10 protein-coding genes are annotated in these 18,986 nt (G+C 65.6%); 2 read left to right on the top strand and 8 right to left on the bottom strand.

Annotated features, from left to right (window positions below; genetic code table 11):
- Positions 1–36 precede the first annotated feature (36 nt).
- Positions 37–594, top strand: coding sequence for a ferritin-like domain-containing protein (locus tag EO141_RS15355; RefSeq protein WP_104649799.1), 558 nt, complete (start codon positions 37–39; stop codon positions 592–594).
- A gap of 355 nt (positions 595–949) precedes the next feature.
- Here the strand turns inward: EO141_RS15355 and pbpC are convergent, their stop codons facing one another.
- Complete coding sequence (pbpC, locus tag EO141_RS15345; RefSeq protein WP_241236676.1) at positions 950–3,340, bottom strand: penicillin-binding protein 1C; 2,391 nt, start codon at positions 3,338–3,340, stop codon at positions 950–952.
- On the opposite strand from pbpC, the gene EO141_RS21415 reads away from it, so the two are divergent.
- Positions 3,290–3,451, top strand: a complete 162-nt coding sequence (locus tag EO141_RS21415; protein ID WP_164739226.1) for a hypothetical protein — start codon at positions 3,290–3,292, stop codon at positions 3,449–3,451. The genes pbpC and EO141_RS21415 overlap by 51 nt on opposite strands.
- A 105-nt stretch (positions 3,452–3,556) precedes the next feature.
- Here the strand turns inward: EO141_RS21415 and EO141_RS15335 are convergent, their stop codons facing one another.
- The 7 genes from EO141_RS15335 to EO141_RS15300 all read right to left on the bottom strand — a co-directional run bounded on the left by EO141_RS15335 (position 3,557) and on the right by EO141_RS15300 (position 18,819).
- Positions 3,557–4,504 (bottom strand): glycerophosphodiester phosphodiesterase family protein, encoded by a 948-nt coding sequence (locus EO141_RS15335; RefSeq protein ID WP_164739235.1) that lies wholly within the window; start codon positions 4,502–4,504, stop codon positions 3,557–3,559.
- Between the two features lie 155 nt (positions 4,505–4,659).
- Positions 4,660–7,626, bottom strand: a complete 2,967-nt coding sequence (locus EO141_RS15330) for a TonB-dependent receptor (RefSeq protein ID WP_127169589.1) — start codon at positions 7,624–7,626, stop codon at positions 4,660–4,662.
- Positions 7,627–7,838: 212 nt separating this feature from the next.
- On the bottom strand, positions 7,839–8,315 hold the full coding sequence (locus EO141_RS15325; RefSeq protein ID WP_119130906.1) for a DUF6795 domain-containing protein: 477 nt from the start codon (positions 8,313–8,315) through the stop codon (positions 7,839–7,841).
- Between the two features lie 420 nt (positions 8,316–8,735).
- On the bottom strand, positions 8,736–9,632 hold the full coding sequence (locus EO141_RS15320) for a hypothetical protein (protein WP_241236668.1): 897 nt from the start codon (positions 9,630–9,632) through the stop codon (positions 8,736–8,738).
- A gap of 314 nt (positions 9,633–9,946) precedes the next feature.
- Positions 9,947–14,848, bottom strand: coding sequence for an alpha-2-macroglobulin (locus tag EO141_RS15315; protein WP_206514810.1), 4,902 nt, complete (start codon positions 14,846–14,848; stop codon positions 9,947–9,949).
- Positions 14,849–15,524: 676 nt separating this feature from the next.
- Entirely contained in the window at positions 15,525–16,496 is a 972-nt protein-coding gene (locus tag EO141_RS15305; RefSeq protein ID WP_127169645.1) for a nucleoside hydrolase, read from the bottom strand.
- Between the two features lie 106 nt (positions 16,497–16,602).
- The gene (locus EO141_RS15300) at positions 16,603–18,819 is read right to left on the bottom strand and encodes a TonB-dependent receptor (RefSeq protein ID WP_104582343.1); all 2,217 of its coding nucleotides are present in this window, start codon (positions 18,817–18,819) and stop codon (positions 16,603–16,605) included.
- Positions 18,820–18,986: the final 167 nt, after the last annotated feature.

Below are 18,986 nucleotides of genomic sequence, written 5' to 3'. Positions count from 1 at the left end.
ATTCCCCCCGTCCACTCAGAAGGAAACCGGCCAGCCATGTCTACCCAGCCAGCCAAGCAACTCCCCGGCATTACCGATACCGCCACCTTGCGCAGCCGCGCACGCCAGAGCATCGAAGACGGTGCCATCACCGAGAGCTACCACGCCGACCGCGAGGCGGTGATCGACCTGCTCAACACCGCACTGGCCACCGAGTACGTGTGCACCCTGCGCTACTACCGCCACTACTTCATGGCCAAGGGCATGCTTGCCGACGCGGTCAAGGGCGAGTTTCTGGAGCATGCGCAGCAGGAACAGGAACACGCGCACAAGCTTGCCGAGCGCATCGTGCAACTGGGCGGTGAACCGGACCTCAACCCGGACACGCTGACCAAGCGCTCGCATGCCGAATACAAGGAAGGCACCGACCTGCGCGACATGGTCAGGGAGAACCTGATCGCCGAACGCATCGCCATCGACAGCTACCGCGAGATGATCGACTTCATCGGCGACAAGGACACCACCACCAAGCGCATCCTGGAAAGCATCCTGGCCCAGGAAGAAGAGCATGCCGACGAGTTTGCGGACCTGCTGGAAGGCTGGATCGGCGAGTGAGTTGAGCGAGCCGCGTGATTGCAACGTAGTGATGCGTTGCGATCGATGGTGGCGTCGCATCGACGACGACATCGACGTCGACGTCGAAGTCGAAGATAAGTTGAAGTTGAAGTTGAAGTTGAAGTCGAAGTCGAAGTCGAAGTCAAAGTCAAAGTCAAAGTCAAAGTCAAAGTCAAAGTCGACTCGATGATGCAACAGACAGGGCGCCGAGAGCGCCCTGTCTGTTTTCGCGCCGCCCAAGCGCCGCGTAGGAGCGCACCCGGGCGCGACGGGGCGTTACCGGGAATGCCCCTTCGCGCCCGGGTGCGCTCCTACGGGGGGGGCCGGCCACCGCACATGCCCGTTACCGACCCGGTCAGCGCAATACGCGAAAGCGCAGCTGTGTCCAGGCACCGTCGCTGGCCATTGCGGTGAGCGTATGCGTGCCGACTTCCGCGAAATCGCGCTGAAATCCCTGGCGTCCGTTGGTCTGTGCGATCCAGCGGCCGTCCAGCAACCAGTCGATGCGCGCGTCGCTGCCCAGCGCACGCAGGTGCAGGCGCACCGGGCGCGATGCGGCGTTGGCACGCGCCAGCGTGGCGCGATCGCTCAGCCCGTCGATCCGCAGCACACCGCCACCGGTCATGCGCCCATCCGGCAGACAGTCCGCGGCCAGTGGCGGCAATTGCGCGGCCTTGCGCTCGGCCGCACTGAGCCAGGGCGACACCAACGCCGGCCAGCGTGCCACGGCCTGCGGCACGCGCTGATGCGGCTGGCTGCACTCCTGCGACAACCGCTGCCCACTGCGCGCATCCACATCGAAATGCAGCTGCCCGCCGTGCCATAGCCGCGCATCGCGTTCGGCAAAGGTGGGCGGTACGGCGCCATCGAGCACGTAGGCGTCGGCGCGGCGTGCGCATTGCGCCGGTGGTGTCTGATCGGCCGCACCGCCGAGCGGCCAGCAGATGGCCAGCGCCTGCACGGTGGGCGGCATCGGCACCGGCGCGCTGTCGCCGGCGCTGCGGGGCAAGGCGTCAATGACCTCGAACATCAACGGCAACGCGGTGACGGCGCCGTACTGGCCGGGCAGCGGCGTGCCGTCCGGCCGCCCCACCCACACCCCGACCGTGTAGCGGCGCGTGCCGCCGATCGCCCACGCATCGCGGTAGCCGTAGCTGGTGCCGGTCTTCCAGGCCACGCCCGGGCGCGCAGCGGTGTCGAAGGTCCCGCCGCCATACCCGGGGCGCGGATTGCTCTGCAGGATCTCGCGCACGATCCAGGCCGCGCCCGGCGACATCAGCCGGCGCTCGATGCGCGGATCGTCCGGCGTGTAGCGCACACGCCCGGCGATGCCGCCGCGATTGAGCGCCGCAAAGGCACCGACCAACTCCTGCAGTTGCGCGCCGGTACCGCCCAATATCAATGCAAGCGACGGCGTGCTGCCATGTGCGAAACGCAGGCCGATGCCGGCATTGGACAGCCGCGCGGCAAACCGCGCCGGGCCGATCCGGTCGAGCAGGTCCACCGCCGGCACGTTCAACGACAACCGCAACGCCGTCGCCGCGCTCACCGGGCCATTGAAGGCCGCATCGAAATTGCCGGGCCGGTAGCTGCCAAAGCTCTGCGGGGCATCCACCAACAGGCTTTCGGAGTGGATCACCCCATCGTCCAGGGCCATGCCATACAGGAACGGCTTGAGGGTGGAGCCGGGCGAGCGCCAGGCCTGCACCATGTCCACATGCCCCAGCCGCTTGCGGTCGCCGAAGCTGGCCGAACCCACATACGCGCGCGCTTCCATGCTGGCGTTGTCCACCACCAGCAAGGCGGCCGAGGTGCGCTCGGGCAGCTGCGAGAAATAGGTGGCCACGCGCTCCTCCAGGGTGCGCTGCAGTTCGACATCCAGCGTCGTGACGATGCGCGCTGCACGCGGTTGCGCGCCGTGCAGCCGCTGCGCGAGCAAGGCCGCATGCAATGGCGGTGTGAGCGAGCGCGTCACCACCGGCTCGATCCGCGCATCGTCCACCTGCGCGCGCGACCACACCCCCAGCTCCACCATGCGATCGAGCACCTTGTCGCGCGCGCGTTGCGCGGCCTCGGGATGGCGATCCGGGCGCAGGCGGCTGGGCGATTGCGGCAATACCGCCAGCAATGCGGCTTCGGCCTGCGACAAGGCCTTGGCCGGCTTGCCCAGATACGCCCAGCTGGCCGCTTCCACGCCTTCGATGGTCCCGCCGTAGGGCGCGCGCTCCAGGTACAGCGTCAGAATCTCGCGCTTGCTCAGGTGCGCTTCCAGCTGCAGCGCGCGCAACAACTGCTTGGCCTTGCCCCACGGTGTGCGCGTGTGCGGGTCCAGGATGCGCGCCACCTGCATGGTCAGCGTCGAGCCGCCGGAAACGATGCGCCCCTGCCCGATCCACTGCCCGCCGGCACGCAGCAGGCCCCACGGATTGACCCCGGGATGGCGCCAGAACCAGCGGTCCTCGTAATTGAGCAGCGCCTGCAGGTACAGCGGCGACACACTCTGCGGGCTGGCCGGATAGCGCCACACCCCGTTGCGGTCGGCGAATGCGCGCAACGGCGTGCCATCGCGTGCCACCACCAGTGTGGAGGTGTCCCGTGATTTAGGCAGCGGCAGTGGGAAGGCCAGGTCCAGCAGCAACACGGCAGACAGCAGTGCCACGGCGCCCCAGCGTAGCCCTGTCAACCAGCGGCGGCCATGCCGGGCCACACCATCGTTGCCAGCGGCGCGTTCCTGCGTCCGGTCGATCCTTGCCTGCGCGTGCTGCTGCTCATCCATCCTGGCAAGGATGCAGGGCAAAACGCATTTCGGCCACTATCGAGCGGCATGCAGACGTCCTTGCGTGCAAACAGCGGGTGACTATACCGCTGGCGGCGACATCGGCGCAGCGTCAGGCGTTGATGTGGCGCGACCAGATTCGATTCGCATCGCGCGCCAGCTGCCTGCCGCAATGCAATGGGCGGCCTACTGCTGCTCCAGCGCGGCGCGATAACGCAGCAAGGCTTCCGGCGCGTCGGTCTGGATGATCGACACGCCATCGCGGTACAGGCGGCCCCAGACCTTGTCCGGGTCGCGCACCGCATCGGCGTCGCCACCGTAGCCGGCAATGAAGCCGTCCCACAGCGAGTTGACCATCAGCCGCACCCTGTGCGCCTTGCTCACTGCAACCAATGCCGGCAACTGGGCTGGCGACATCCTGGGCAGCTCGAACGCAGCCGGATGTGCGTTGCGCGTCTGCGCAGTGGCAATCGCCGCCAGATCGGCAGTGCCATGTGCGTTGATCAGGATCGGGAAGAAATAGACCTTGTCGAACGGCAGCATCGCGGCCAGTGGCGGCGTGGCGATGCCGGCTTCGGCCTTGACGATCACCTGGTGCTGCATGCCGGCACGGGCAACCGCATCGACCACCTGCACGTAGATCGCATCCTTGACGTCCAGGTTGAGCAGGATGTGGCCCTTGGAGGCGGCCAGCATCTGCTCCAGCGTGACCACGCGTTGGTCGGTCAGCGGCGCCTGCGCGCCACCTTCGTCGCTGCGCAGCCGCAATTTTTGCAGGTCGGCCAGGGTCAGCTCTGACAGCTTGCCGGTGCCGTCGGTGGTGCGGTCCACGGTGGCGTCGTGCAGCATCACCAGGGTGCCATCGGCGGCGCGGCGCACGTCGGTCTCCATCACGTCGGCGCCGATGGCGATGCAGCGCTCCAGCGCGGCCAGCGAGTTCTCCGGTGCGCTGTCCTTGAAACCATGCTCCGGTGCCGGTGCATGGCAACCACGATGGGCCACCACCACGATACCGCCGCCGGGATTGCTCAGCCGGGCCTGGATCGCGGCGACGCCGCCAGGTGCTGCGCTCGCATGGTTGGCAAGTGCCGCGCCCAGCATGGCCGCGACGGCGGCGACAGAACGTAATGTCATCGAACAACTCCGCTTGTAGGAAGTAACAGAATGACTGCGCTTTTCGTCAGGGGCGCGCGGCAGGCAAACGATGCGAGATCTGTCATGCGTAGACCTCGCTTGCTGCACCTTGCCCGCACGCTGCCGACGTCCGCTTGCCGCAGTACGGTCGCCGCTCAAAGCGTCGGCGTAAAGCGCAGGCCGAACCAATAGGTCGTAGGCACCGAATAACTGTCCTTGAGCAGATTCTGCCCGGGCCCAGTCACACTGGTGATGCGGCTGTGGGTGAGGTTGCTGACCTGGCCGATCAGGCTGAGCTGCTTGCTGATGGCATAGGTGGCGGTGAAATCCAGCTGCGAACGCGGCGACCAGTACAGATCCTGCCAGTCGATGTTGCTGACGATGGCGCGCAAGGCCTTGCCCTGGCGATTGTAGGCCGCACGCAGCTCCAGCCCGCCGGTGTTGTAGAACAGCGTGGCATTGGCGGTGTAGTCCGGCTGGCCGACCAGGTTGTCGAGCTTGCGCTCGCGCTGGCGCACGTTGCTGCCGCTGCCGACGCTGTAGGGCACATCCAGGCTGCCATCGAGCACCGCAACATTCGCGCTGAAACCGACCCCGCTCAGCCACGGTGCGATCGGCGCCAGGGTGTTGACGATGCCGTTGAATTCCACACCGCGGATGCGCGCCTTGGCAGCATTGGCCGGCGTGCTGATCAGCGCGTTGGCATAGGTGGTGCCGTCGAAGCTGAAGCTGTCGGTGCGCGAGAGCGTAAAGATCTCGTCCTGGATGCGCTTGTCGAACACGGCCGCGGACGCGAACGCGTCGAAGTCGCCGGGCAGGCGCCATTCCAGCGACAGATCCAGGTTATTGGACGCGCGCGGCTTGATGTCCGGGTTGCCGATGGTGACGGTGACGCCTTGCGCATTCGGGTTGCCGGCATCGGCGGTGTTGACGAAGCCGATCGAAGTGCGCGCCGCATACGCATCGTATGGCGGACGACCCAACGTACGGCTTGCGCCGGCGCGCAGGTCCAATGCATCGCTCAGGTGGTAGGTCATGATGGCCGAGGGCAGCAGATAATCGTAGTCCGCGTTGGTCGGGTTATCGACATACACATAGCGATTGCTCGCGGTATCCAGCTGCCGCTGGCGGCCGACCGTGTTGAGCCTGGTGCTGTCGAAATGCAGGCCGCCCTGCAGGTTGAAACGTTCGCTGCGATAGCTGACCAGCCCATAGCTGCCGACGGTCTTTTCGGTATGGGTGAAGTTGTCCTGATTGCTGAAAGCCTGCTGGTCGGTGCTGTTGAACGCGCTCAGCGGCGTGGCAGCCACCGCGCGATTGGCCTTGTCGGGATCGATGGTGATCAGGTTCAGGCCGGCATAGCGCATCGGCGCCCGGCCGGTGCCCGCCACATCGGCCAGGCCCAACGCCGGCGCACTGGTATTGGGCTGGTACTCGACGCGATAGATATCGTAGGACGGTCTGTCGGTGGTGTACGACACGCCTGCCGCAAAGCCGATGCCCTGGTCGCTCTCGCCCTGGTTGAACCCGTAATCGAGCCGGCCGGTGAGAATGCGATCGGCCGCGGTGCGTTTGTAGTCCGGGCGCCAGTACGACAGGCTGTAGTTGCCCAGATCGTTATAGGCCCGCGGCGACACGCCGAAGCGCTGGCCGAAGCCGGAGGTATCGTAGTTGAACGCGTAATCGGGCGTGGCATTGACGGTCACGCCGCTGCCGGTCTGGCCCACCGGTACCGGCGCGGCGCGGGTGATGCCGGTGGCGTACTTGATCATGCGGATCGGTTCGTCGTAGGTCGCATCCGACCACGCACCGCGCGCGGAGAACTGCTGCCGGTCGGTGGGCCGCCAGATCGTGCCCAGTTGCGCGACCTTGGTGCGCGTGGTGACGATCTGGTTCGAGTAGCCCACTTCGATATCGCCACCGGGGTAGCTGCCGGAGGTGGCGGTCTGGTTGAACACCTGGCCACGGTTGCGCGGGTCGATGATGACCTCGTTGCGCTCCATGTTGTCCTTGAAATAGTAGTAACCGGCCGTTGCATAGGCCTCGAGCGCGGCACTGGGATGTACTTCGAACTTGCCGGTGACACCGTAACGGTCGCGCTGGTTCTGCACGTACCAGTACTTGTCCTGCTGCGGCACCGCCCAGCCATTGCCGAGATTGGCGCCGGTCTGCAGCACGCCGTTGTTGTCGTAGAACCCGTAATGCACCGTGTCGGTGGTCATGTGGGTTTCGGTGTAGCTGCTCAGCGTCTGGTAGTTGGCCGACAGCGTAAAACCGTACTGCTGCTCGCTGCCGAAGGTGCGGCTGCCGGTGGCGTTCAAACGATAGCCGGGGTCGTCCTGATCACGCGGCTTGCCGACATCGTTGGCGTGGCCGAGTGCGGCTTCGGCGCTGAAGAACGGCTTGCCGCCGTTTTCGAACGCGCTGCGTGTCTTGAGGTTGATCGCCCCGCCGGTCGCATTGGGATCCAGGTCGGGCGTGAAGGTCTTGACCACCTGCAACTCGCTGACCATCGACGCCGGCAGCAGATCCAGCCGCACGCCGCGGGTGATCGAGCCGAGCGTGCCGTTTGGCGTGCCGGGCGAGGCGATGGTCAGCCCGTCGATGGTGACGTTGTTGTAGGAGGGCCCCAGGCCGCGCAGCACCGGTGTGGCAGCCTCGTCGCGCGGATGCTCGTTGTCGGTGGCCGGCAATACCGACAGGCCGGGCACGCGGCGCAGTGCTTCGACGATGGTGCTGTCGGGCAAGGCGCGCACATCGGTGGCGCTGATCACATCGGTGATGTTGGTTGCCGCGCGCTTGCTTTCCACCGCGGCGGCATTGGCACGGCGCACGCCGGTGACCTGCATGGCGTCGAGCGTTTGCACGCCGGTCTTGGTGACGGCGGGCGATGCGTCTGCGTTGGATATTTCATCTGAAGACGCCACCGATTCGGCGCCGACTGCGTCGCCCGGTGCTGCGCTAGCGCCTGCGGGATTTACGGATGATGCAGGCGACGATGCAACGGTGCGCTCTGCACTAGCAGAAGTCGCGTTGGTCTGCGCCTGCACCGCCGGTGAACATGCCGCGATGGCGACGGCGAGAACGGACAGCTGAAAACGGTACGAATTGGAGCGCTGCATGGAATCCCGGAGTTGCGCAGCAGGAAATGCTGCGCTTGTACGAAAGCACGCCACCGTAGCCGCCAAAAATGACCCTTGCGTGTCGCGCGCATCGCACCGAGAAGACAACGCGAAGCAGTTGCGCCCTCAGCGAAGCAATAAGCCGACGATCATAGAAAACCCGATTTGCCGATTGCGAGAAGTGGCGAGCCCCCTCCGGGAGCAGGGATACGTTACCGAAGCACGCAGATACCAAACGTTTCCGTCTCGGGGTTGGCGACTGGCTTGGCGGTCAATTCACAGACGAAGTTCAGGGGCCGCCCATGCACCTCACCATGGTTGCTGTAATTGTGTTTGGTGAATACCCATCCCTTGTGCTCCTTGCCCTGATATCGCAGCGTGATGCGCTGGCCGATGACCGGCTCATGCGGCATGAATCGTGCCAACCAGGACGTCGTAGTGACGGCGCGAAATTGAAAGCGGCCTTGCGCATCGGTCTTGACAGAATGTGTCTGGCGCTCGTTGCTCCAGTGCCAGTGATATTCCTGCTCGATGTCCACACCCTCGACCGGCTCACCATCGAGCAGCACGCTGCCCTGAACTTCCGAAAACAGGTAGAGGACGTTTGAAAAAGGCATGGCGTTACCTTGAAGGAATAAGCAGGCAAGCAGCAGCCCGACGAAGATCGGTAATTTGCGATTGATGATCATGTCGCTGCCAACTGAGGCCAATACATGGGAAAGGCGACCGGATCCGCATCTGCAGGATCTGCCGCGGCTGTCGAATCAACGCTCTGACTATCAAACACAGATACCGAAGCTCCCGATGTAAACGCGCGGCGCAGGCTCGCCTGCAAGATCGTACCCACTGAACCTCGCGTAATTTGCATGTAGAGGACAGCATTTCCTCTACGACTGCTCCCAGTATCCAAATGCCGCTGTACGGCTAACCTGCGTGGACGTTTCATGCAGCTTGAATCATTCACGCACGCTTATCCCCGTGTCGCGGTTGCGCTGCACGGACTCCCTCGCAACCACGAATCTAGCGAGACGCCACGCACCTGGTGATGATTGCGAAGACCGAGGCGTGGGAGCGGAGGCCTGGAGCACCAGAGCGAGCCCACCATGACATCACTCCACGCGTTTCCACGCGACACCGTCAAAGGCCAGGATATCGCGTTGACCCACAGACCAAAGCAATCCATCCGCACTGCTCAAACTGTGGCAGCTGTTGGGCATCACGCCACCAAAATCCACCAGCTCAAGTACGCCGTCCCTTAACCAGTACAAGGCACCGAGCGTCGCGACATAGAGCTTTCCGTCGAACCACTCCAGGCCCCATAGATCCACATCGGTGGTTGCATGCTCGACGGTTTCCCAGCGAGCGCCTCGCCCTCTCAGCAAGGTACCGTGCATTCCGCAGGCATACACCCAGCCATCTTCCGCGCAGCAGACCCGGGTAAGGTTGATGGCGGTGGGACTGGCGCAGCGCGTCCAGGCAGCACCATCGAAATGCCAGATTTCGCCATGCCAGCCCACGGTATAGACATCCACCTCGCTGTAGCCGTGAATGGACTCAAACCCGAACACCATATCCTTGGCTGGCTGGCTCGGCATGTCGCCGTGCAGCGCAATCCAGTTGCCTGGACTTTCCCGCTTGAAGACCTGGCGATCCATTCCGCAGACGTAGGCAAAACCGCCGACATTACGGATCTCTCGCATGACGCTGAGCGATACGCCAGGGCAGGCGATTTGCTCGTCATAGTCGTCGTCGTTGCCCATCACGCGCAAGGTGCCATGCTCGCCTAGCGCGATCGCCTGGTCTTTGGGGCGTTGGGTGACACAGATCGAGTGGGCGTTCCAGCGACCTATCTCATACATCCCCCATCCGCCGCCATCCCATGCGTAAAAGGCGGTGTGCGGCAGGCCGTCTGCCTCCAGGTCGGGATCGATACACAGCACGTAAGCGAGGTCGCCATAGCGCACGGCTCCGTTGCGGTAGCGATAGCCGATGTCCTTGAACAGCATGATGTGGTCTTCCTCTAGATCGTTTCGCATTTCACATGCCTACGCCCCACGCGCCGGATGCATTGCGATCCGGGTCATCCGAATCGCCGCTGCTGGCTCCGCTTCTTCTGCAGAACGATGGACTTGCCGCCCGCTTCGCTAACCTGCGCGAGGATAAGTAGATCAATGTCCCGCACCGGATCCGATACAGGACAACGCTCCATCGTGCCGCAGGCATCTCGTGCCAAAGCGCGATCGCGCAGACAGATGCGCTATCTCCCGTCTCCTTGGATGGCACACGCCCGCGCTCTCGAGGACGTGTGCCATCAGGCGCGTCAGGGCTGCACCACCGTGATCGTTGCCGGAGTGGCGCGGCCCACGCCGCGCAACTCCGGTCGATACATGTCTTCCACCAGCGACGGCGGCACCGTGTAGGTGCCCGGCGTCACCGCGCGCACCAGGTAATACAGCTGCGCCTTGCTGCCCGAGGAGAGCGCCAGCGCGGCCACATAACGGTCGTCGCGGAACTCTTCGTGCTTGACATCGGCGGCGCTGGAACGCTCGCTGATGCCGATGCCGTCCACCACCACGTCGGCCCACTGTTTGGCATCGCCGAGATTGAAGTTCTCGATCTCCAGCCCGGCCGGCAACAGGTCGGTCAGCAGTGCGTCGGGCATGTCGCTGTTGGCGGTGATGGCCACGCGCACGATCAACGCTTCGCCTTCCTTCAATGCACGCGGCGTCCACGGTTTGCCGTCGGTGGTGTACCAGCTGCGCTCCACGCTGAGGGTGCGCGTGTCCGGCTCCGGCGCGCTGCGCGGGATGCCGGCCACTTCCAGGCTGGCGTACATCGGGGCCTCGCCCTGCGGCGCGAACTGCACGCCGCGCGCCAAGGCGGCGCTGTCGAAACTGCGCCCGAACAGGCTCGCCGGCGCGATCTCCTGCGTTTCGCCGCCCACGCTCAAGGTGCCGGAGACCTGCTTGCCCTGCCCGACCATCAAGGCCTTGCCCAAGCGCGCCAGTGCCACCTGCTCCTGCGTGCTCAGCCACAGCCAGCCGGTGGCGCGACGTGCATCCAGCGCACGGCCCAGCGCGACAGCGCGGGTGTCGTACTCGGGCCTGGACAGGCCACGCTCGTGCAGCAGCGCCATCATCAAGGCATCGTCGCGGATCGCGCTGCCGTAATCGGCGAAGTACGACGGGCGCTCGCTGCTGTCCTTGGCAAAACCGGCCTTGATCGCCGCCTGCCCACGCTTGGTGTCGCCCTGCAGCGACAATGCCGCCCCCAGATGCACCAGCGACAGACCGGTCAGCGCCTTGTCGCGCTGGTTGTCGTACAGCGCACGCAGCGTGCCCAACGGGGCGCGGTTGACGCGTGCCAGCACGTAGCCGGACCAGGCCTGGTTGGCGAACTTCAGGCTGTCGCGGCGATCCTGCCCGTAGAACTCGTTGCCGCCGGACAGCAGGTCCTCGCTGAGCCGATTGAGCGCCTTCTGCAGCACGTTGTCGGGCACCGCAAAACCGGCGTCCTTGGCATCGAGCAGGAACTCGGCGATGTACGGGGTCAGGCCCGGATTGACGTAGCCGTCGTCGCCCCACATCGAAAAATGCCCGCTGGCGATCTGCATCGAGGCCAGGCGACCGAACGCGCCTTCCATGCGCTCGCGGCGCTTGGCCGCCTCCAGCCCCTTGGTGCCCAGCGCCCGGGCGGTGGCGTCGTCGAGCAGCAGCGCGGCGTAGCCCTTGCTGGTGGTCTGCTCGGCGCAGCCGTACGGGTAGTCCAACGCACCCTGCAGGGCGCTGGCGAACGGAATCGGCGGCAACGGGCTGACCACCATGCGCGCGGTCACCGAGCCGGCCATCAGGCCATCGGCAAAGCCGCTGTCCAGGCTGACCGGTGCCAGCGGATCGAGCACGCGCGTCTGCGCACGCAACACCTGCGGCCAGCCGGCACGCACCGGCAGGTCGTAGCTGCGGTCGGCCTTGAAGCCATTGCCGTCCACGCGCACGCGCACCTTGGCCACGCTATAGCCTTCGGTGGCGCTCAGCGGGAAGCTCAGCGTCTGCTTGGCATCCACACCGAGCTTGACGCTGCGCGCGGCCTCGGCAATGGCCAGTGGGCCGATCCCGTCCACGCGCACGTTGAACTCGCCCGGCTTGCCGGTGAAGTTCTGCACGTCCAGCGTCACCGTGCTGCGGTCACCTGGCGCCATCACGCGCGGCATGCTGGCCTCGGCCAGGATCGGCGCGCGCACCACGGTTTCCATGGACTGATTGCCGAACCGCGTCTCCGAATACACCAATGCCGAGACCCGCAAGGTGCCATTGAAATCCGGAACCGGCAGTTGCACGCGCGCATTGCCACGGGCATCGAGTTTCACCGAGCCGGAGAACAGGTCCACGGTCTGCACGCGCGCGGTCGGGCGCTTGGCTTGCGGCAAGGCTTCCAGCGCCATGTCGCCGCCGAACTTGAGCTTGCCGCTGGCGCCTTCGAAGCTTTCGATCACCCGCCCGTAGATATCGTAGGCATCGGTGCCCAGGCGTCGCTGCGCGAAGAACTGCGCATTGGCATCGGGCACCGGGAAGCGGGTGATGTTGAGGATGCCCACGTCCACCGCCGAGATGGTGACGTGCGCCGCCTTGCCGGCCAGCTCCGGCACGCTCACCGTCACCGGCAAGGCCTGCTCCGGGCGCATCTGCTTGGGTGCCGCCAGGCCCACCGCCACACGCCGCGCCTTGCGGTCCATCGGCACATACGCCACGCCCACCGCGCGCGCCGGGGTGATCTTGCTCGGCGCGCTGCCGCCGCGGAACACCAACGCGGTGACGTAGACATCGTGGCGTTCCCACGCGTCGGTCACCGGGATTTCGAAGCTGCTGCCCGGCTTGACGTCGATGTCCTGCACGTACAGCAGCTTGTCGCTTTCCACCAGCAACACGCCCTTGCCGGCATGCGGCGGGGTCAGCGTGACGGTGAGCGTGTCGCCGGCGCGGTAGCCGGTCTTGTCCAGCGCCAGCTTGACCTTGTCCGGGCGCGCGTCCAGGCCGCGGTTTTCGTCGTTCCAGCTCCAGCCGGCGCGGAACGGGTAGCGCGTGGTCAGCCCGGTGGCCGGGTCGAACACGTCCAGGCGGTACTCGCCCCACTCCACCGGAAGCTCGAGCTTGGCGTTGCCGCCGGCGATGTCGAGCGTGCGCGTGTCCTTGTTCTCGAAGCGACGGGTGAAGTCGTAATCCCAATGGTCGTCGGTGTAGTTCCAGTGGTAGTCGCGCAACTCGCGCACCAGCGTGGCCTTCAGGCCCTTGGCCGGTTGCGGCTTGCCATCGGCGTCCACGCGGGTGAGTTCGAAGCGTGCGGTGCCATTGGCATCGGTGCCGTCCTTGTCGTCGAACAGGGGGCGCACGCCGACCAGCGCCTTGGCCGGCCACAGCACGCGCTTGACGGTGCGGGTGACGGTGCGCCCGCCGGTCTCGTACACGCTGCCCGAGATCACCGCGGCAATCGTGCTGACCGGCCTGGCTTCGGCCGGCAGCGCGATGTCTTCGCGCAACACGCCGTCGCTGCCGAACGTGGTATCGATCACGTCCTTGGCTTCGCGCGGCAGCTCCAGTGTGGGGTCGCCGAAGAACCAGCCCGGCAAGGACGCGAGCGGATGCTGCTCGACGCTGACCGCCAGCTTGGCGGTGAAGCGGTTGCCGTCGGCCGGCGCGCCATACAGGTACGCGGCATTGGCGACCAGCGTGAACGGCTGGCCGGCGCTCAGGGTCTTTTGTGTGCTGTCCAGATCCAGCTTCATGCGTTCGGGCAGGAACTCTTCCACGCGCACGCTCATGCCCTGCACGGCGTCCTTGCTGGCCGGATCGGTGCGGAATTCCACCTGCCAGCGACCGGTCGGCGCATCGGCCGGAATCTGCTGGGTGAACTCGAAATAGCCCTGCTCGCCCGGCTGCAGCCGGGTCTCGCGGAAGGTCTTGCCGTCCGGCTGCTTGAGGCGCAGGAAGACCGGCTGCGGCTTGGTGGGCTTGCCGTCGTTGTCGCGCAGGATCGCCGACACGCGCATGGTCTCGCCGGGGCGATACAGGTCGCGGCCGGCCCAGGCGAACACGTCGAACCAGGCGCTTTCGCGCCCGGCCACCGCGAATTCGCTCAGGTCCAGCGCCGGCTGGTTGAACGGCAGCACCGAGATATCGGTCTTGCTGCGCGCCACCAGCACGTGGCCTGCATCGAGCGTGTAGTTGAGCAACGCATTGCCGTTGCCGTCGGTGGCACCCTTGAGGAACAGCTCGCCCTTGGCATCGAGGATGCGCACTTCCACGTTCTTGATCGGCTCGCCGCTCTGCAACGAGGCGGTGTGCACGAACAGCTTGTCCTTGTAGGCGCGCGTATGCAGGCCGATGTCGCTGACGGTGAAGAACGCCGTCTCCTGTTCGTTCTCGAAGCTGCCGGCGCGCTTCATCACCGCAAAGTACAAGCCCGGCTCCTGCAACTCCTTGATGTCCTGCGTGGGCAGGTAGGTCAGCACGCGCTCGTTCTGCTTGCCGCCCAGGATGAAACGGTTGACGTACACCGGCTCGGCCAGCCTGGACAGCGGTTGTTTGTCGTTGTATTCGCTCTCCAGCTCCCAGCTACCGCGCCGGCCGCCGCGCTGGAACTGCTGAAAAAACGCCGGCAGCGATTTCTCGCGCACGCGCAGGAACTCCACGTCCACTTCCGGCACGTTGACCGACACCACCGGCAGGCCGCGGCTTTCGCGCGCCGGCAGCACGCTGCCTTGCGAGGCGAACCCGGCCACCGGCTTGAGCGCGCCGGTGTAGACCTTCTGCTTGAGCGGCTTGCCCAGGCGGCTGCCATCGGCCGCCAGCAGGTTGGCGTCGACCAGCACGGTGTAGTCCTTGGCCGCTTCCACGTACGGGTAGCGCAACGTCTTGCCATCGTCGGACAGCGTCCAGCTGCTGTCGCCGGTGCCGACCTTTTCCTCGAAGCGCACCAGCGCATCGAAGTCCTGGGTGCCGACCAGCGGCCGCGAGAATTCCAGCGCCAGCGACAGCCCGTCGCTGGTCTGGTCGGGATAGGCGCGCGCCAGCGCAAAACCGGTGATCGCCTGCTTGTCGGCCTTGATCGCCTCGCCGCTGGCGGCAGGCAACTGGCCGCTTTCGTTGCGCTTGCACGCCACCGCGCCGATCGCCACGCACAGCAATACCACCCACAGCAACATCCGCCGCGTGCCCGACCACCTCATCCCTGATTCCCTGCTGTCCATTCGCGCTACCCCATGACTGAGGACGTAAGTATAGCGATGCCGTTCACGTCACCGATGGCGGCATGAGGCGACGCAGGGACTTGCCGATGGGCGGCGATGATGCGCCACCTGGCCAGCGCTGCGATGGCACCTGCGTGCCCGACAGAGTAAGCGCAGTGGTTTGACGCCGGTCCATGGCAGGTCGCTGAGTTGCCGCTTGGCTGCAGGGTCCTTGCCCGCCCACCATCGCGGGACACGCCGCAAGTACGTCCCTGTAGGCTCTTACGCGGCATCCATGCCGCGTAAGGCCCCGCGACGGTGGGCGGGCAAGGACCCGTCGAGATGGTCGGTGTGCAGGGGCGCAAACAGGGCGTAGCGTGCATTGTTCGGATGATGGTGCGTCCAACAAACGTTCCATCACAAGCAGAGCAGCAAGCAGGCTTTCAACAAAGCAACCGACGCATTTTCTGGTGCGGTGTCCTCGCCGATTGCGGGACCGTGTGGCGGCATGGATGCCGCCACCGAGCCTACACGGACGTACTTGCGGCGTGTCCCGCGAGCGGTGAGGGCACCGCGCGCACGACCAACCAGGCTTTTGACTGCATCCCAAAGTGCGGCCAATAAAACCACTGCGCTCGCCACCAAGCGGGCGCTCACCACACTTTGAAAGCCACTCCTAGCGCAACTGCAGCACCGTGCGCATGTACAGGTCGATCAACGCCGGCTTGTCCGCGCGCAGGCAGGCCTGCACGTTCGGCGTGCCTGTGCCTTCGCGGGTGTACCCCTGCGCATCGACATCCAGGTGCAACGGCGTGGTCGGGCACAGTGCGGGGCGCAGCAGCCAGGCCACCGGCACCGCGTCGAACAAGGTCGGCGTGGCGCTGGCCCAGGGCTGGTCGGTGTTGCGCCACTGGTAATACAGCTGGGTGAGCGCATCGGTGAGCCCGTCGCCGTGTGCAAACAGCGCGACGCGCTCGGGCTCTTCCAACGGAACCTGGGTGGCGTCCAGGGGCAGCAACACGATCGGCACGCCGGCCGCGAACACCCGCTGCGCCGCCGGCACATCGGCCAGGATGTTGTACTCCGGCGCCGGCGCACTGGCAGGCCGATACGCCGATTTGCCATAGCCAACGCGGACCGAGCCGCCCATCGCCACGATGCGCTTGAGCTTGGCAAAGCCGGCCGGGTCGCGCTGCTGCGCCAGTGCCGCGTCGGTCATCGGCCCCAACACCAGCAAGGTCACCTCGCTGGGATGCAGGCGCGCCTGCTGCAGGATCATCGCCGCCGCATCCGGCAACTTGCCTGGCGCCTGTCCCCTGGCGGCCCAGCGCGCCTGGCTGAAGGGGATCGCGCTGGTGGTGCGTGCCCCCACCGCCAACGGGATCTCGCTGCGCCCGGCCTGCTGCAACAGGCGCTGCAGCAACTGCGCGCGCAAGCCGGTGTCGCCCCAGGCCGATGCGATGCCCAGCACCCGCAGTTGCGGGCTGCGCAGCAACAACCCCAGCGCAAATGCATCGTCGATGTCGTCGCCGATATCGGTGGAGACCACCAGCAACTCGGTGGATGTGGGTGTTGGCGGCGCCTGCGCTGCAGTCACGGCAGGCGTCTGCCCCCATGCCACTGCCGATGCGCACCACAGCCCCAGCATCCACCACGCGTTTCGCCATCTCTGCTGCATGTATCTGCTCCTGCGACCATAAAAAAACCGCCAGCGTGTCGGCCGGCGGTTCAATCGTGCTACACCACCACGCCGATCAGAAGTTGGCGCGGAACTGCGCACCGACGATGCGCGGGTCGTTGATGAAGCCGGTGAGGTTGTTGAAGTCGATCGCGCCGGTCACGCGGATCTGGTTGGTGCAGTTGCGGCAGAACACCGACACCTCGTACGCGCCGGCGCCCCAGTTGTAGCCGATCTTGGCGCCGCCTTCGACCAGCGGCTGGCCGGTGAACTCCTTGGAGTCGTACAGGAAGAAGTTCACTTCGCTGCGGTAGGACCAGTCGGTGTAGAAGAACAGCTCGCCGTCGTTGCCCATCGGGATGCCGTAACGCAGGGTGGCGTTGGCCATCCACTTGGCAGCCTGCGGCAGGTCGTTGCCGTCGATGATGGCATTGCCGGCCGCGTTGAGCGGGTCGGTCACGGTGCAGGTGCGGCACACGCCCACCGACAGCGCCGGGTCGTCGATGCGGGTCCAGTTGTAGGCGCCGCCGGCGGTGACGCGCAGGTTCTGGGTGAGCAGCGCTTCGAAGTCGAACTCGGCGCCGCGCGCCTTGGTCTTGTCGGCGTTGAGCAGGCGCACGTCGTTGGAGACGCCGCCCACCGCGGTGAGCTGCTGGTTCTTGACGCGGAAATCGTAGATGTCGAAGCTCAGGCGCGCGCGGTTGTCGAACAGATCCGACTTGATGCCGATCTCGAACGAATCCACCGTCTCCGGCTCGGCCACGGTCAGCGGCGCGGTGCCCGAGGGCACGCCGAAGCTGGCGCCGCGGAAGCCGCGTGCCGCACGGGCGTACACGTTGACGTCGTCGTTGATGGCGAAGGTGGCCGCCAGATCGCCGGTGACCTTGGAGTTGTCGGTCTCGCCGCTGGACGGCTCGACCAGCGTGACGCGATCCAGCGCCAGCACGTCGAAGGTCTTCTTGTCGTAGGTGTAGCGGATGCCGGCGCGCAGGTTCAGGCGGTCGGTGGCCGCATAGTTCAACGAGCCGAATGCCGCCCACGAGGTGTTGCGCTGGCGGGTCAGCTGGTAGCTGGCCAGATCACCGCCGCTGAAGGTGTTGTAGGTGTAGTTCTCGCCTTCCACATCGTCGTGGAAGTAGTACAGGCCGGCCTGCCAGTTGAGCGGGCCCTCGTACTGCGATTCGGCGCGAAGTTCCTGGCTGTACTGGTCCAGGCTCTTGATGCCGCCGGCGGTTTCCACCGGGAACGGAATCACGCCCGGGCCGGACGGCGGTGCGAACACCGCGCCGAAGCCGCCGTCGATGTCGCCGCGGCTGTAGTACTTGCCGATGCCTTCGTAGGCGGTGATCGAGTGCAGCGCGATGTCGCCCAGGTCCCAGGTCAGGTTGGCGCTGCCGCCATAGGTCTGCAGTTCCTGGTTGTTGGCGCCGTCGATGAAGGACTTCTCTTCGTCGAAGCCGTCCACCAGCTGGTTGGTGCCGGGCTGGATGACGTTGGCGCGGAACAGCCGCGCGGTGCCGTCCAGGTGGCGCGCATGCGCGTTGAACAAGGCACTGAAGTCGTCGCTGGCCTGGTACAGCAGCTGCAGGCGCACGGCCGAATCGGTATAGCCTTCCAGGTCGCGGCCATCGCGGTTTTCCACCCAGTCGTCGCGACGCTGGCCCAGCGTGGACAGACGCGCCGCCCAATGCTCGCCCATGGCGATGCTCAGGCCGCTTTCCAGCGTCATCGTGCCGTAGGTGCCGTAGGACAGGCTGGCGTAGCCGTCATTGGCGCCAATGGTCGGCTTGACCGAGTTGAACTTGACCACGCCGGCCGGCGTGTTGCGGCCGAACAGCGTGCCCTGCGGGCCGCGCAGCACTTCCAGGCCTTCCAGATCGAAGATCGGGAAGCCCTTCAGGAACGCGTTTTCCTGCACCACGTCGTCATAGATCAGCGACACCGGCTGCGAGGCGTAGGTGTTGAAGTCGGTGTTGCCATAGCCGCGGATGTACACGCGCGGGAACACACGGCCGTTGGACGATTCGATGTTGAGGCTGGGCGCCTTGCCCGCGAGCACGCGGATATCCGAGCCGCTGGTGGAGATGGCATCGAGAAATTCCGGACGTAGCACCGATGCCGAGACCGGCACGTCCTTGGAATCTTCCGAGCGGCGCTCGACCGTGACCTTGACCGCGTCCAGGCGCACGACACCGTCGTCGCTGGGCGCCTGCTGGGCGGCGGCATGAAGCGGAAGAAGGGAAGCGACGGCAACGGCGAGCGCGCTGATCTTGAGCGACCGGCTGGCGGACATGGGAAGACTCCGAATTCGGTTGGCGGAGCGGCCTGATCTGCATGCCGCGTTGCAACAGAATTAACACGATTTACACAAATTTGGCAGAGCGCGTGCGAAAAAGTTTTCCGAATTCGAAAAGGCGTTCGAATTAATGCAACACCCGCGTGCAATTTGTGCGCCGGGGC

Origin of the sequence: Xanthomonas sp. BRIP62415 (assembly GCF_003993515.1) — a bacterium.
Taxonomy (GTDB): Bacteria; Pseudomonadota; Gammaproteobacteria; order Xanthomonadales; family Xanthomonadaceae; genus Xanthomonas; species Xanthomonas euroxanthea.
This window is presented reverse-complemented; position numbering and strand designations above follow the sequence as displayed.

Coding starts and splice junctions, on each gene's coding strand:
- EO141_RS21415 (WP_164739226.1), top strand. CDS start 3,290: ATGCCGGGCCACACCATCGTTGCCAGCGGCGCGTTCCTGCGTCCGGTC.
- EO141_RS15335 (WP_164739235.1), bottom strand. CDS start 4,504: ATGACATTACGTTCTGTCGCCGCCGTCGCGGCCATGCTGGGCGCGGCA.
- EO141_RS15305 (WP_127169645.1), bottom strand. CDS start 16,496: ATGCTGGGGCTGTGGTGCGCATCGGCAGTGGCATGGGGGCAGACGCCT.
- EO141_RS15355 (WP_104649799.1), top strand. CDS start 37: ATGTCTACCCAGCCAGCCAAGCAACTCCCCGGCATTACCGATACCGCC.
- EO141_RS15320 (WP_241236668.1), bottom strand. CDS start 9,632: ATGCTGTTCAAGGACATCGGCTATCGCTACCGCAACGGAGCCGTGCGC.
- EO141_RS15300 (WP_104582343.1), bottom strand. CDS start 18,819: ATGTCCGCCAGCCGGTCGCTCAAGATCAGCGCGCTCGCCGTTGCCGTC.
- EO141_RS15315 (WP_206514810.1), bottom strand. CDS start 14,848: ATGAGGTGGTCGGGCACGCGGCGGATGTTGCTGTGGGTGGTATTGCTG.
- EO141_RS15330 (WP_127169589.1), bottom strand. CDS start 7,626: ATGCAGCGCTCCAATTCGTACCGTTTTCAGCTGTCCGTTCTCGCCGTC.
- EO141_RS15325 (WP_119130906.1), bottom strand. CDS start 8,315: ATGATCATCAATCGCAAATTACCGATCTTCGTCGGGCTGCTGCTTGCC.